Raw genomic sequence first — 13554 nt, forward strand, 5'->3', positions numbered from 1 at the left:
CCCCGTCCTTGCTCACCGAACGTTCACCGCCCGCGAGGTTTCGCGTTGCGCACCAGCGGAAAGCACCGTGCCGAGCAGCACCGCGAGCAGCCCGGCCGCCCCGCCGAGCAGGACGTCGCCGCCGATCATCACCAGCCCGGTGGCCACCAGCATGCCGCCCACCAGCACGCGCACCGGCCGGTCCGGCACTCGCGCCGAGATCAGCGCTCCCACCAGCACTCCGGGCAGCGAACCGACCAGCAGCGAACCGACGAGTCCGAAGTGGACATCACCGGCGAACAGGTGCCCGACGGCCGCGACCAGCACCAGCGGCACCGCCTGCACGAGATCGGTGCCGACCAGCCGCGCCGAGCTGAGCCCGCTGTTGAGCAGCAGCAGGACGACGATGATGATCGAGCCGGAACCGACCGAGGTGATGCCGACGACCAGCCCGGCCACCGCGCCCAGCAGCACCGTCGGCAGCGGTCGCACCACCGAACCGCCCGCCTCGGACGCGCGACGGCGGGCCAGCAGCATCCGCAGGAACAACATCCCCGCGGCGAGCAGCACCGCACCGCCGACGACTTCCCTGAGCACCGACTCCGCGCTCTTGCCCAGCGATCCGGCCAGCAGCGAGCCGGACGCCGCGCACGGCAGCGAGCCCAGGCACAGCCAGCCGACCAGCTTCGGCTGCACCGTGCGCCGCCGCAGGTGCACGGCCGCGCCGAGCGGTTTCATCACCGCCCCGGCCACCAGGTCCGAGGACACCGCGGCCAGTGGTGGCACGCCGAACACGAGCGTGAGCAGCGGCATCGTCAGCGCGCCGCCGCCCATCCCGGTCATGCCCACCAGCAGTCCGGTGAGCAGCCCGGTCGCCGCTACGCCCCAGTCCACGGCCCCACCCAGCCCCGCTCGCGAAGCAGCGCCACGACGCGTCCGACCGCTTCCTCCGGTGCGAGCCCGGTGGTGTCCAGGACGAGATCGGCATCGCCGGGCACCTCGTACGGCGCGGAGACGCCGGTGAACTCCGGCAGCGAACCGGCGCGGGCCTTGCGGTACAGGCCCTTGCGGTCCCGCCGCTCGCACTCGCCCAGCGGGGTGGCGACGTGGACCAGCACGAATCCGCCCACCTCCGCCACCATCCGGCGCACCGCGTCGCGATCGGCGTGGTACGGCGCGATGGGCGCGCAGATCGCCGCACCGCCGTGCCGGGTGACCTCGGCGGCGACGAAACCGATGCGGCGCACGTTCCGGCTGCGGTCCGCCGCCGAGAAGCCCAGGCCCTCGCACAGGGTGCGGCGCACGACGTCGCCGTCGAGCAGCGTCACCGCGCGCTGGTCGTGCCGGTTGAGCTCATCGCGCAGCGCGCGGGCCAGCGTGGACTTCCCCGCTCCGGACAGCCCGGTGAACAGCACGGTGAACCCGCGAGCGGCCAGCGGCGGGTGGATCCTGCGCTGCTGCTCGGCGATGGCCGCAGTGGTGAACCAGCCGGGCAGGGCCGCACCGCGGTCGAGCAGCTCGCGCAGCTGCTCGGCGCTGAGCCCGGGACGGCGGTCGGCCGGCGGGACCTGCGCGGCCGGGCGCCAGCGGTCGTCCCGGTCGCGCACCACCTCCGGTGGCGCCACGACCTCGATCGGGGATTGCTCAAGCGCCTGTTCCGAGACCAGGTGCGTAGCGCCGTAGGCTGCCGCGACGTGCGCGCTCAGGAGCGCGTCGCGCTTCGGGTCGGTGCGGCGCACCAGCGGCACCGGCACGATCGTGGTGCCTTCCGGCAGTTCCGGCACGGCTGCCAGCAGCGCCTGCACGAGCAGCTCCGGACGCGGCCCGCTCATCCTCGGCAGCACCAGCACGTGCGCGTCGAGCTCAGCGGCCAGCTCGCGGATCTGGGCGAGCTCGCGGTGGTGCAGCGGTTCCTCCGGCAGCAGCCCGAGCACCGGCCCGGCGGGCAACTTCGCGCGCACATCGGCGGCGGGCGGGCGCATCCGGCGCAGCACACCGGTGGGTTCGCCCGCGGCCTGAACGGGCCCGGCGGCGTGCGCGCCGGACTCGTCGCGCCACGGAGACTCGTTGCGGACCACGGCCACCGGTGCGCCTTCACCGTCGCGCAGTTCGATCTCGTCGGCCTCGACGGCTTCGTCGGGCACCGGCAGCGTCAGCGGGTCCGGCCAGGGCGCTCCTCCGCGCAGGCACTGCCGGTCGCGCACCGAGAACGCCTCGGCGGCGGTGAGGAATCCTCGCAGGGGCGGGAAAGCTCCGTCCAGCAGCAGTTCGACGTCGGACAGTTCGGCGGGTTCGAGCTGGCGGACCACGCGCCGCCGCGAACCGGCGGGCACCGGGGCGGCCCCGCCCGTTCCTCCGGACTCGGTTCCGTTCGCGCTCACCGACACCTCCATCCGCTGTTCGCGGGACGGTCGGACACCTCTCGTGCGAGCTCTTGATCCACAACCTTGACCGACGGCTCGCACCCGGAAAACCCCACCGACCACTTCTCGCCAGATCCCGCTCTTCCCCACCCCACAACACATCCCCACCGCTCCGAACCCACCAAAAGAGTGATCGAAGGAGCATCTCCGGATGAATCGGACGCACCGCGGAGCGTCCGCTGTGGACGGAGGTGGCGCAGCGCCACCCGATCGGCGGTGGCAGAGCCGAACGTCAGGTGCGCAAGCCGATGCGGTTGCGCATGACGGCCCAGTAGATCGCTCCGGGAACCGCCAGCCCGAGCAGCCAGGCGATGTCGGCACCACCGAGCAGCGGCACCGCGAAACCGGTGAAAACACCGTCCACATGGGAGAACGGGATCTGCACCGCGATACCGGCGAAGTAGGCCACCAGCGCCGGAGCGCACCAGCGGCCATAGGCGCCGTCCGGGTCGTACATCGCCTCCAGGTCGTAGCGCTCCTTGCGCAGGAGGTAGAAGTCGACCAGGTTGATCGCGCTCCACGGCGTCAGGAAGTAGAGCAGGAAGTGCAGGAACAGCACGAAATTCGCCAGGAAGTCACCGCATCCCAGCACGGCCAGCACCCCGCCCAGCACGCCGACGAGCGCGATGTAGCCGATCCGCATCGCCGGCGACAGCCCCGCCCGGCGGGTGAAGGCGGTCATCGTCGTGGCCACCGTCATGTACCCGCCGTAGATGTTGAGCACGTTGATCGTGAGCTTGCCCAGCGCGATCGCCAGCAGCAGCGGCAGCACCAGCGCCTCGCTGCCCAGCCCCACCACGTAGCCGACCTCGTGCCCCTTGAAGCGCTCGCCCGCGACCGCGTAGGCCAGCGCGCCGAAGGACATCGCCCACGTCGCGCCGAGCGCGGTGCCGCCGTAGGTCCACCAGAACGTCGCCCGGATCGAGGTGCTCGCGGGCAGGTAGCGGGAGGTGTCGGCGACGTAGGGGCCGAAGGTGAGCTGCCACGACGCGGTCAGCGACAGCGCGAGCAGGAACGCGGGCACGTCCAGCACCGGTTCCGCCAGCACCGGCCCGAGGTCGTGCGTGCCGATCAGCCGGAAGGTCAGGTACACGAACACCACGACCGACAGCAGCGACGCCAGCCGGCCGAACCGGTGGATCAGCCGGTACCCGACGACGGCGATCAGCGCCGACAGCGCCGCGTAGAGCACGATGCTGAGATCCACCGGCAGCCGGGTGATCGCGGCGAGCGCCTGACCGCCGAGCACGTTGCCGCTGGCGAAGTAGCCCAGGTACATCAGCACCACGAGCACCAGCGGCAGCACCGCGCCGTGCACGCCGAACTGCGCCCGGCTCTGGATCATCTGCGGGATGCCCAGCTTCGGGCCCTGCGCCGCGTGCAGCGCCATCGGGACGCCGCCGAGCGCGTTGCCCAGCGCGATGGCCACCAGCGCCCACAGCGGGTGCAGCCCGACGAGCACGGTCAGCGCACCGGTCACCGCCGATGTGATCTGCATGTTCCCGGCGAACCACAACGTGAAGAGGCTGCGCGGGCTGCCGTGCCGCTCGCCGTCCGGAACCGGGTCGATCGACCTCCGCTCGACCTGCAACGCCGCCATGCGCCACTCCTCACCCCGCGGATCTCGGCCGGTTCCATTAGCCGCCGCGCGGATGTCGAGAGCAACGCCCGTCCGGTGACCGCTGTCCGGAATGGCAGACGCCGCGGTCGGTCCGGGCGGCAGCCCCGCCCGGACCGGTCGCCTCAGCTCACCTCGGTCTCGACCGCCCGGTCACCGGAAGGCCGCCGGGCGACGCCCAGCCAGTAGCAGAGCGTCAGCAGGGCGAGCCAGGCCGCGCCGACGAGCAGCGCCACGCGGGTGTCCGCGGAGAAGGCCAGCAGCACGAAGACGAAGACCAGGAAGGCGATCGCCGCGATCTGGGCGTAGGGCCACAGCGGCGACGGGAACTTCAGCGCGGCGGCCTCCTCGGCGCTCATCGCCCGGCGGGCCCGGTAGTGCGACAGCATGATCATCAGCCACACCCAGACCGTCGCGAAGGTCGCGATCGAGGCGATGATGGTGAAGACGTTCTCCGGGATGACGTAGTTGAGCACCACCCCGACCAGCAGCGCGCCGGTCATGATGACCACCGTCATCCACGGCACGCCGTTGCGCGAGACCCGGCCCATGATCGCCGGCGCCTGGCCGCGCTCGACCATGCCGAACAGCATCCGGCCCGCGCCGAAGATGTCGCTGTTGATCGCCGAGAGCGCGGCGGTGATGACCACGATGTTGAGCACCGTCGCCGCCGACGTCAGGCCGAGGCTCTGGAAGATCTCCACGAACGGGCTGCCCGAGGAGCTGATCGACTGCCACGGGGTGATCGACATGATCACGCCGAGGGTCAGCACGTAGAACAGCAGGACGCGCACCGGGACGGTGTTCACCGCGCGCGGGATGGTCTTCTCCGGGTCCGCGGCCTCCCCGGCGGTGACGCCGATGATCTCGGTGCCGCCGAAGGCGAACATCACCACCGCGAAGGAGAGCAGGAAGCCCTCGAACCCGTTGGGGAAGAGGCCGCCGTTGGTCCAGAGGTTGCTCACCGCGGGCTCGGCCTGACCGGCGCTGAAGCCGAAGACCAGCACCGCGGCGCCGCCGATGATCATCGCGATGATCGCGGCGACCTTGATCACCGAGAACCAGAACTCCAGCTCGCCGAAGACCTTGACGCTGGCCAGGTTCACCGCGGCGATGACGAACAGGGTGGCCAGCACCCAGACCCACCTGGGCACGTCGGGGAACCAGAACCCCATGTAGACCGCCAGCGCGGTGACGTCGGCGATGCAGACGATGATCATCTCGAAGGTGTAGGTCCAGCCGGTCAGGAAGCCCGGCAATCGCCCCAGGTGCCTGCTGGCGTACTCGCCGAACGAGCCGGGCACCGGGTCGGCCACGGCCATCTCGCCGAGCGCCCGCAGCACCACGAACACCACCGCGCCGCCGACGAGGTAGGCCAGCAGGGCCGAGGGCCCGGCCTGGCTGATCGCCTCCGACGAGCCGTAGAAGAGGCCGGTCCCGATGGCCGAGCCGAGGGCGATGAAGCGGATGTGCCGTGCCGTGAGGCCCCGGCTCAGTGCCGCCGCGCCTTTTCTCACCTGTTCCTCCCTGCGGGAACCACGTCGTCCCCTCCGTCGCGACCGGGCTGCTGCCCTGCCCCGGCTGTGCCCGGGAGCACAATCCGAGCGGTGCGATATGTATAGTGCTGTATATACAGGCAGTCAAGAGCCGGATCCGGTATCGGCCGGAGCAGCGCACACTCGATGACGAACACCAACGTTTCCGGGTGATGACCAGGGACTTCCCGCGCGCGATCAGGTCGCGTCGAAGGTTCCTTCGAGCCGGAACCGCGATCCAGGATGCAACAGCCGCGCCGAGCTCACGAGCCGCCCCTCCGACCAGGTGCGCCGGTGGATCAGCAGGCACGGCTCGGAGTCCTCGATGTCCAGCAGCGCGCAGTCCTCCGCACTGCCGAGCACCGCCTCGACGACGTGCTCGCCCTTGCCCAGCGGCGCGATCCGCGACAGGTAGCTGTTCGGCGTCTGCGCGGTGAAGTCCTGGTCGAGGTAGTCGGGCGCGAGCTCGGGGCTGACGTGGCGGTCCTCCAGCTGGATCGCGACGCCGTCCTCGAAGTGCACCACCACGGAGTGGAAGACCGGCTCGCCCTCGGCGATCCCGAACAGCCGGTGGGCGCGCAGGTCGGCGGGCTCCGCCCGGAGCAGCACGACGTCGGTCCGGTGCCGGTGCCCGCGCCGCTGCACCTCCTCGGCGATGTTGCGCACCTCGTACAGCGCCGAACTGCTCTTGCGCTCGGCGACGAAGGTGCCCACCCCGGCCAGCCGCACGACGAGCCCCTCCGCGCTCAGCTCGCGCAGCGCCCGGTTGATCGTCATCCGCGACAGCCCCAGCGCGCTGACCAGCTGGCTCTCCGAGGGCAGCAGCTCGCCCTCGGCCCACCGCCCGGTGCCGATCTGCTCGATGAGCACGTCCTTGAGGCGGCGGTAGGCGGGCGCGGACTCGCGGCGGCTCTCGTGGAACAGCGCGGCGACGTCCATCGCATCAACGGCCACCGGTCACCGCCCGATTCGGAGATCAACCCACCCGGACCCAGTCTATCCGCCGGCTCCGGAGCACTCCCGGGAGCAGCCACGACGCCGATCGTTCCGGGCCTTGTGCCCAGGCTCACGATGGCACTTCCCCCGATCTTCACCGACGGTGATCAACCGGTATCCGATCTCGGCCCACCCGGCACCGCGCGGCCCCAGCCGGTGCGGGCCAGCACTTCGCTCACCAGCACTGATGGCGCCGATGCGGCTCGGCGCCCCGAGATCCACCGGGCGCAGCGCGGCGGTTTTCCACCGGCAGACGCAAACAGTTACCCAGCGGAGTCATCAAGGCTCGAATACTGACCCGATCAGGGCATACGTTGAAGCGAGCATGACTCTCAGTTACGTTGCCTGTGGCTGTAAATCACGATCCGGTCACGACGACCACCGCACCCCCGGCGGTGCCGACCGGTTCTCCCCCGACGTCGAAAGGCGCACGTGCAGAAGCTTCGCAACGCGGGCCACACCCCGAAGACCAAGGTCCGCGCACTCGTTGACAAGTTCGGCAAGAACGCAGACGGCTCCCAGGTCCGCCGGGTGTCCGCCAAGGTCCTCCCGGTGGTCGTGGCAGGCGGCGCGATCGCGCTCGTCGGCCAGCCCCTGGTGACCGGCGGCGGTTCGGAACCAGAGCCCACGACGGCCCAGGTCCGCGCCGTCGAGCACGAAGCCCCGCTGCCGGCCCCCGCCGCGGCCCCCGCGGCCGAAGCCCCGGCACAGGCACCTCTGCCCGCCCCGCAGGCCCCGGCGGCCCCGCCGGCGCCGGCCCCCGTTCAGGCCCCCGCTCCGCAGGAGCCGCCGAAGCCCGTTTCGAAGTCCCTCGACCTCGAGTACCAGGCGCAGCAGACCAGCTACTGGTGCGGCCCGACCGCGACCCGCATCGCGCTGTCCAGCCGGACCGCCGACCTGCCGGACCAGGCCGCGCTCGCCGCCGACCTCGGCACCACCGAGAACGGCACGGACACCATCCACCAGGTCGTCGACGGCCTCAACGAGAAGCTCGGCGACAAGGGCGGCTACATCGCCCGCGACTGGAGCGACAAGCAGCTGACCCCGGAGCTGACCGACCAGCTGTGGTCGGACATCGTCCGCAACATCGACCAGGACAAGGCCATGGTGGCCAACATCGTGGCGGCCCCGGGCAACCAGCCGCCCGGCTACCCGTCGAACCAGACGATCTACCACTACGTGACGATCGCCGGCTACGACGCGGCGAACAAGACGGTCCACATCGCCGACCCGGCCCGCTTCAGCGGCATCGAGGACTACTGGCTGAGCCTCGACCAGCTGGCGTCGCTGATCAAGCCGAAGGGCTACACCGCCTGATCGGAGGCCCCGGACTCGTTCCGGAGCCGAGCAGACACCGAAGGCCCGCCGGATCCCGGCGGGCCTTCGGCCATTCCGCCGTGCGGCAGCCTCAGTCCCGGCCGTGCTCGTCCCAGTAGCGCTTGCCGGACTCGGGGAGCGTGCAGATCGGGTCGTAGTAGGGGTAGCGGCGGTCGAGCACGTCCGGGGAGTCGAGTTCGATGCCGGTGCGGTAGTCCTTCGTCCAGTAGGAGATGCCGCGTTCTCGGTCGTACTCGGCGACCTGGTGCACCCAGCGCTTGCCGACGTAGGGCACGTCGCAGATGATCCGCGGGGTGGCGTAACCCGGCAGGTACCCCATGATCGCGTGCTGCAGCTTCTGCGCCTCCCACACCGCGACCCGCCAGTGCTCGGCGTTGGGGATCATGTCGCACATGTAGAAGTAGTACGGCAGAATGCTCGCCTCGCCCTGCAGCGCGAAGCACAGATCGAGCAGGTCTCCCGGTGTGTCGTTGACACCGCGCATGAGCACGCCCTGGTTGCGCACGTCGCGCACGCCGACCGCGAGCGCCGTCCGCGCCGCCTCGGCCACCAGCGGGGTCACCGACTGCACGTGGTTCACGTGCGTGTGGATCGCCAGGTTCACCCCGCGTCGTTCCGCCGTGCGGGCCACCCGCTCCAGCCCTTCCACGACGGTGGGCTGCAGCCAGTGCTGCGGCAGGCCGGCGAGCGCCTTGGTGGCCAGGCGGATGTCGCGCACCGTCGGGATGTCCAGCAGCCGCATGAGGAACAGCTCCAGCTGCCGCCACGGCACGTTGGCCACGTCGCCGCCGGACACCACGACGTCGCGCACGCCCGGCGTCTTCTTCAGGTACTCGATCATCTGGTCCTGGCGGTCGACCGGCTTCAGCAGGAGCTTGTGCTTGTCGACCGCGGGCGTGGAATTGCCCACCAGGTCCATGCGGGTGCAGTGCCCGCAGTACTGCGGGCAGGTGGACACCAGCTCGGCGAGCACCTTGGTGGGATAGCGGTGGGTGAGGCCCTCGACCACCCACATCTCGGCCTCGTGCAAGGAATCCCGCGACGAGTAGGGGTGGCTGGGCCACACCGCGTCGCGGTCGCTGCGCACCGGGAGCATGTAGCGCCGGACCGGGTCCGCGCCGAACATCTTCGTGAACGCCTCGGGCGTGGTCTCGGCGGTGGGTGCGATCGTGTTGAGCATCTGCGGTGGCAGCAGCATCGACATCGTGGCCAGCTCCCGCTGGTCCGCGTCCAGCTCGTCGTAGAACTCGTCGGTGAGCAGGTCGCCGACCACGGCGTGCAGCTGCTTGATGTTCTTCACGCAGTGCGCCCGCTGCCACTGCGCGTCGCGCCACTGCGCCTCGGTCACGTCCCGCCAGCCCGGTAATCGCCGCCAATCCGGCTCGACCAGCTCCTTTCGCACGTACTCGTACGGCTGCCCGCCGGCCTGGGCGACCGCGGCGGACGTGGTGGGGGTCGCTGCGCTACCAGTCGTGGACTGGGCTGTCATGTGCACTCCTACGTTGTTCGCACGTAACCACTCGAATTCGCTCCAGACGGCACGCGGCGATCGCGCACGCATTTCCTGGAGGAATCCGAAAGCCGGGGCGGCCAGTTTCACCCGACGTTCCCGCCTGGGAAAAAGCACGATTTCGGACAGATTTCCGAGGGTTGGCAGCCGATTGGTTCGACCGCGTTCGCAGGGTTCCTTGAATTCGCGGCCCGCCGCGAGAACTGCGATCCGGCAACTCGGCGGTCGGGTGCACCCGCAGGTGACCGCAATCGTGCCGGTGGCGATCCGGGCCACCGGCGAGCAGCAAAACGATTCCGTTCGCAGGCGGTGACTCACCTGCTCGGCCGGAGCACGGCACTGGGCTCCGGCGGGAGTTCACGTTCCATCACATGACCGGCGGCGTGCACGGCAGCGAGCGCCTCCGATTCCGGGCACCTCGGTCCCGCCCGGCCCCGCGACCTCGCGGAACGGGCGGCAGTCGTCGATCATCCGGAGCACCGGCACCCAGCGGCACACCGCCCCCCGGCCGACCCGGCACCGGCGGCGGGCCGGGAACCGTGCGCGGTGGCGGGCCATTCCCGTCCCGCTGCGGCCGCGCTTACCCGGTCAGACCGAGCAGTTCCGGCTTCGTCGCCAACTTCCGGAAGTGCGCGGCCGGATCGTCCACCAGCTTGCGCTTCTGCAGGTCGATGACACCCGCGGTGCTGGTCAGCTCGGCGGCGAGGACCCCGTCGGCGCGGGTTATCTCCTGGCGCACCTCGAAGGTCTTCTTCTCGCCCCAGATGAACTCGCAGGAGATGTCGACCTCGTCACCGCCGCGCAGCTCGTTCCGGAATTTGATGGTGTTCTCCAGGTAAACGGGACCGGCACCGGATTCGATGAACACGTCCTGCGTGATTCCCGCGGCCCTGGACAGCTCCCAGCGCGCGTGTTCCGCGTAGAGGTGATAGACACCCTGATTCAGATGGCCCAGGGTGTCCAGTTCATAGCCGCGAACCACCACTCGCACCCGGAACAGATCCGACATCGCCAACCTCCATCAACGTCCAGAACACGCAGTCACCGATCACCGAATTCACCCTACCAGCGCAGAACTCCGCGCGGGGTGCTAAATCATCAGTTGACCTTCCTGTCCTGATCGGCCCAGAATTGTTCACGAAGCTTTCGTCTGAGGATTTTCCCACTCGGATTGCGCGGGATCGTCTCCACGATTTCGTAGCGGGTCGGCACCTTGAACTCGGCGATCAGCTCGCGCACGAAGAGCATCAGCTCGCGCGGCTTGGCGCTGCTACCGGGGCGCAGCGTGACGAAAGCGTGCGCCGCCTCGCCCCACCGCTGGTCCGGGATGCCGACCACGGCGGCCTCGGCGACCGCGGGGTGCTTGCACAGCGCGTTCTCCACCTCCGCCGGGTACACGTTCTCGCCGGCGATGATGATCACGTCCTTGATCCGGTCGGCGATGTAGACGTAGCCGTCGGCGTCCAGGTAACCGGCGTCGCCGGTGTGCAACCAGCCGTCGACCAGCGTCTTGGCCGTCGCTTCCGGCAACCCCCAGTACTCGAGCATGACCGCGGGCGTGCGCACGCAGATCTCACCCACCTCTCCGGTGGGCACCTGCCCGCCGGCCGAATCGACGATCTTGACCGAGACGCCCGGGTAGGGCTTGCCCGCGGCGCGCATCCTCGGACTGCCCGGCACGTGGTCCTCCGGCGGCAGGCAGATGGCGCAGTTGCCGCTCTCGGTGAGCCCGTACATCTGGCTCAGGTCGCAGTCGAAGATCTCCTGGCAGCGCTGCAACAACGTCTCCGAGATCGGCGACCCGCCGTAGTTGATCATGCGCAGGGAGGTGAAGTCCGCCCTGCTGACGCCGTTCTCGGCGAGCATCATCTGCAGCATCGACGGCACCGCCAGGGTGGTGGTGATGCCGGCCTCCCTGATCAGGGCGACGGCGTCGTGGGCGGTGAACATCCGCATGCACACGTTCAGCACGCCGGCGTTGAAACCCTGCATCGCCCACCAGATCCCGGCGACGTGGAACCCGGGAATGCTGATCAGGCTCCGGTCCTGCGGGTACCAGTCCAGCCAGTCGACGCCGTGCTCGGCGAGCAGGTCGCGGATCCCGAAGAAGCTGCGGTGGGCCAGCACCACGCCCTTCGGCAAACCGGTGGTGCCGCTGGTGTAGAGCTGCACCACCGGATCGCCGGGCCTGGCCACGTGGTCCAGATCCGCTGTGCTCGCACCGTCTTTGAACCGGGCGAGACCGTCCTCGGGCTGCTCGCGGTCGATCTCGACGATCAGCCGCAACGCGGGCAGGTTCGGCTGCCGCTGCTCGGCGACGTCGAGGTGGTCGTGCTCGACGAACAGCAGCTCGGCGCCGGAGTCGCGCAGGACGTGGTCGACCTCGTCAGCCGCCAGCCGCCAGTTGATCGGCACCAGCACGACGCCCGACTTGGCGCAGCCGAAGAAGATCTCGTAGTAGCGCTCGGACTCCTTGCCGAGGTAGCCGACCCGCGCGCCGGCACCGATGCCGCGTGCGCGCAGTGCGCGTGCGATCCGGTTGCTCTCCCGGTGCAGCGCACCGTAGGTCACCTCACGTCCCTCGCAGCGGATGGCCGCCTGCTCCGGCGCTCGACCGGCGTGGAACGGCAGGGTGTCTGCCGCGGTCTGCAACTGGGGGTAGTACATGCGTGTGTCTCCGTTTAGCACCATGTGTTGTGGTCGGGCCAGTGCCGCTGTCCCGCGAGCGCGGGGAGTTCCGGGCGACGCTGCCCGGCGGTGGTTCCCTGGTTAATCGCGGCGCTCTCCAGCACCACGTGCGCCATCGTTCCGGTGAACCCGAAACCGCTGACCGCTGCGCGGCGCGGGCCGTCCGACGGCCAGGGCAGCGGTTCGGCCGCGAGGCGCAGGCCGAGCCGGTCCCACGCCAGCGCCGGATCGGCATCCTCGGCACCGACCTGCGGCGGAATCTCCGCCCGGTCCAGCGCGAGCACCGCCTTGAGCAGGCCGGGGCCACCGGACGCGTGCTCCAGGTACCCGAGATTCGCCTTGCACGAGCCCACGTACAGGGGCGTGCCGCTGCCATCCGGCCGGTAGGCCGCCGACAACGACTCCGCCTCGATGACACCGCCGATCTTGGAGCCGTTGGCCTGCGCCTCGACGTAGTGCACGTCCGCCGGTTCGAGCCGGGCATCGGCCAGCGCCAGCTCGATGACCCTCCGCTGCCCGGACGACGAGGCCACGGCGAGGCCCGGCCGGTCGCCCTGCTGGTGGATCGCGCTCCCCCGGACCAGCGCGTACGGCAGCCGCTGCGCTCGAAGGGCGTCGGACTGCCGCTCAAGGACGACCACGCTGGCCCCTTCGCCGCGCACGTATCCGTCCGCGCTCGCGGTGAACGGCAGGCTGGTCCCGGTCGGCGACAACATGCCCGCGTCGGCCAGGATCGGTGCGCTGAACGGGGACAGCAGCAGGCTGCAGGTGCCCACCACCGCGATGTCGCACTCCCGGCGGCGCAGCGACTGGCACGCCAGGTGGACCGCGGACAGCATGCTCGACGAGGCCGTGTCGACGGTCATCGCCGGGCCGCTGACGCCGAGCGCGTGCGCGATCCGCCCGGACACCGCGCTGGCCGCGCTCCCGGTGGCCATGTGCCCGGACAGCTCCGCGGCCGACGTCCCGTTGCGCAGCCAGGCGTAGGGGTACTCCACGGGCCCCGACCCGGCGAACACCCCGACGGTGCTCGTGGCCAGGTCGGCCTGGTCGAGCCCGGCATCGGCCAACGCCCGCACCGCGACTTCCAGCAGCACCCTCTGCTGCGGGTCCATGCTCGCCGCCTCGGCCGGCGAGATGGCGAACCGCTCGGCGTCGAACAGGTCTATGCCGGGCAGGAAGCGCCCGCGGCGCAACAGGTCCGCGAACGGACGCAGATCGGGTGCGTCGAGGTTCCAGCGCGGCCTGCCGAGGCTGTCGGTGGGCGGTCCCGCGGTGGGCACCACCGTCTTGCCGCGCAGCGCCGACCAGAGCTGGGGACCGTCGTCGATGTCCCCGGGCAGCCGGCACCCGAGGCCCACCACGGCGATGCTCTCGGTCTCCCGCAGGTGCTGGCGGGCCAGCATCAGCATGAGCTGCTTGCGGGACAGCGTGTCCAAGTAGTCGATGTAGTCGGACATGGCGGCC

10 protein-coding genes are annotated in these 13554 nt (G+C 70.4%); 1 reads left to right on the forward strand and 9 read right to left on the reverse strand.

From position 1 onward, the window contains the following. Positions 1-12 precede the first annotated feature (12 nt). The 5 genes from C4T78_RS03365 to hutC form a co-directional block, all read right to left on the reverse strand. A complete protein-coding gene (locus C4T78_RS03365) occupies positions 13-873 on the reverse strand; it encodes a sulfite exporter TauE/SafE family protein (protein ID WP_093347355.1) in 861 nt (286 codons plus the stop codon). After that, positions 858-2360 (reverse strand): adenylyl-sulfate kinase, encoded by a 1503-nt coding sequence (gene cysC / locus C4T78_RS03370; protein WP_235863057.1) that lies wholly within the window; start codon positions 2358-2360, stop codon positions 858-860. The genes C4T78_RS03365 and cysC overlap by 16 nt, the downstream gene beginning before the upstream one ends. Before the next feature lie 274 nt (positions 2361-2634). Next, complete coding sequence (locus C4T78_RS03375; protein WP_093347351.1) at positions 2635-4002, reverse strand: purine-cytosine permease family protein; 1368 nt, start codon at positions 4000-4002, stop codon at positions 2635-2637. Positions 4003-4145: 143 nt separating this feature from the next. Continuing rightward, positions 4146-5537: an amino acid permease gene (locus tag C4T78_RS03380; RefSeq protein ID WP_093347350.1), complete on the reverse strand. Its 1392-nt coding sequence runs from the start codon at positions 5535-5537 to the stop codon at positions 4146-4148. Between the two features lie 216 nt (positions 5538-5753). Further along, positions 5754-6509, reverse strand: a complete 756-nt coding sequence (hutC, locus tag C4T78_RS03385) for a histidine utilization transcriptional repressor HutC (RefSeq protein WP_235863056.1) — start codon at positions 6507-6509, stop codon at positions 5754-5756. Positions 6510-6983: 474 nt separating this feature from the next. Between hutC and C4T78_RS03390 the strand changes: the two genes are divergently transcribed. After that, positions 6984-7868: a C39 family peptidase gene (locus C4T78_RS03390; RefSeq protein ID WP_235863055.1), complete on the forward strand. Its 885-nt coding sequence runs from the start codon at positions 6984-6986 to the stop codon at positions 7866-7868. 91 nt (positions 7869-7959) lie between these two features. Here the strand turns inward: C4T78_RS03390 and C4T78_RS03395 are convergent, their stop codons facing one another. The 4 genes from C4T78_RS03395 to C4T78_RS03410 all read right to left on the reverse strand — a co-directional run bounded on the left by C4T78_RS03395 (position 7960) and on the right by C4T78_RS03410 (position 13547). After that, a complete protein-coding gene (locus C4T78_RS03395; protein WP_235863054.1) occupies positions 7960-9378 on the reverse strand; it encodes a KamA family radical SAM protein in 1419 nt (472 codons plus the stop codon). A 601-nt stretch (positions 9379-9979) separates the two neighbouring features. After that, a complete protein-coding gene (locus C4T78_RS03400; RefSeq protein ID WP_093347346.1) occupies positions 9980-10408 on the reverse strand; it encodes an acyl-CoA thioesterase in 429 nt (142 codons plus the stop codon). An 89-nt stretch (positions 10409-10497) separates the two neighbouring features. After that, the gene (locus C4T78_RS03405) at positions 10498-12066 is read right to left on the reverse strand and encodes a fatty acid--CoA ligase (protein WP_218161464.1); all 1569 of its coding nucleotides are present in this window, start codon (positions 12064-12066) and stop codon (positions 10498-10500) included. Between the two features lie 14 nt (positions 12067-12080). Next, complete coding sequence (locus C4T78_RS03410) at positions 12081-13547, reverse strand: beta-ketoacyl [acyl carrier protein] synthase domain-containing protein (RefSeq protein ID WP_093347343.1); 1467 nt, start codon at positions 13545-13547, stop codon at positions 12081-12083. Positions 13548-13554: the final 7 nt, after the last annotated feature.

Origin of the sequence: Saccharopolyspora kobensis, assembly GCF_900108315.1 — a bacterium.
Lineage (GTDB): Bacteria > Actinomycetota > Actinomycetes > Mycobacteriales > Pseudonocardiaceae > Saccharopolyspora > Saccharopolyspora kobensis.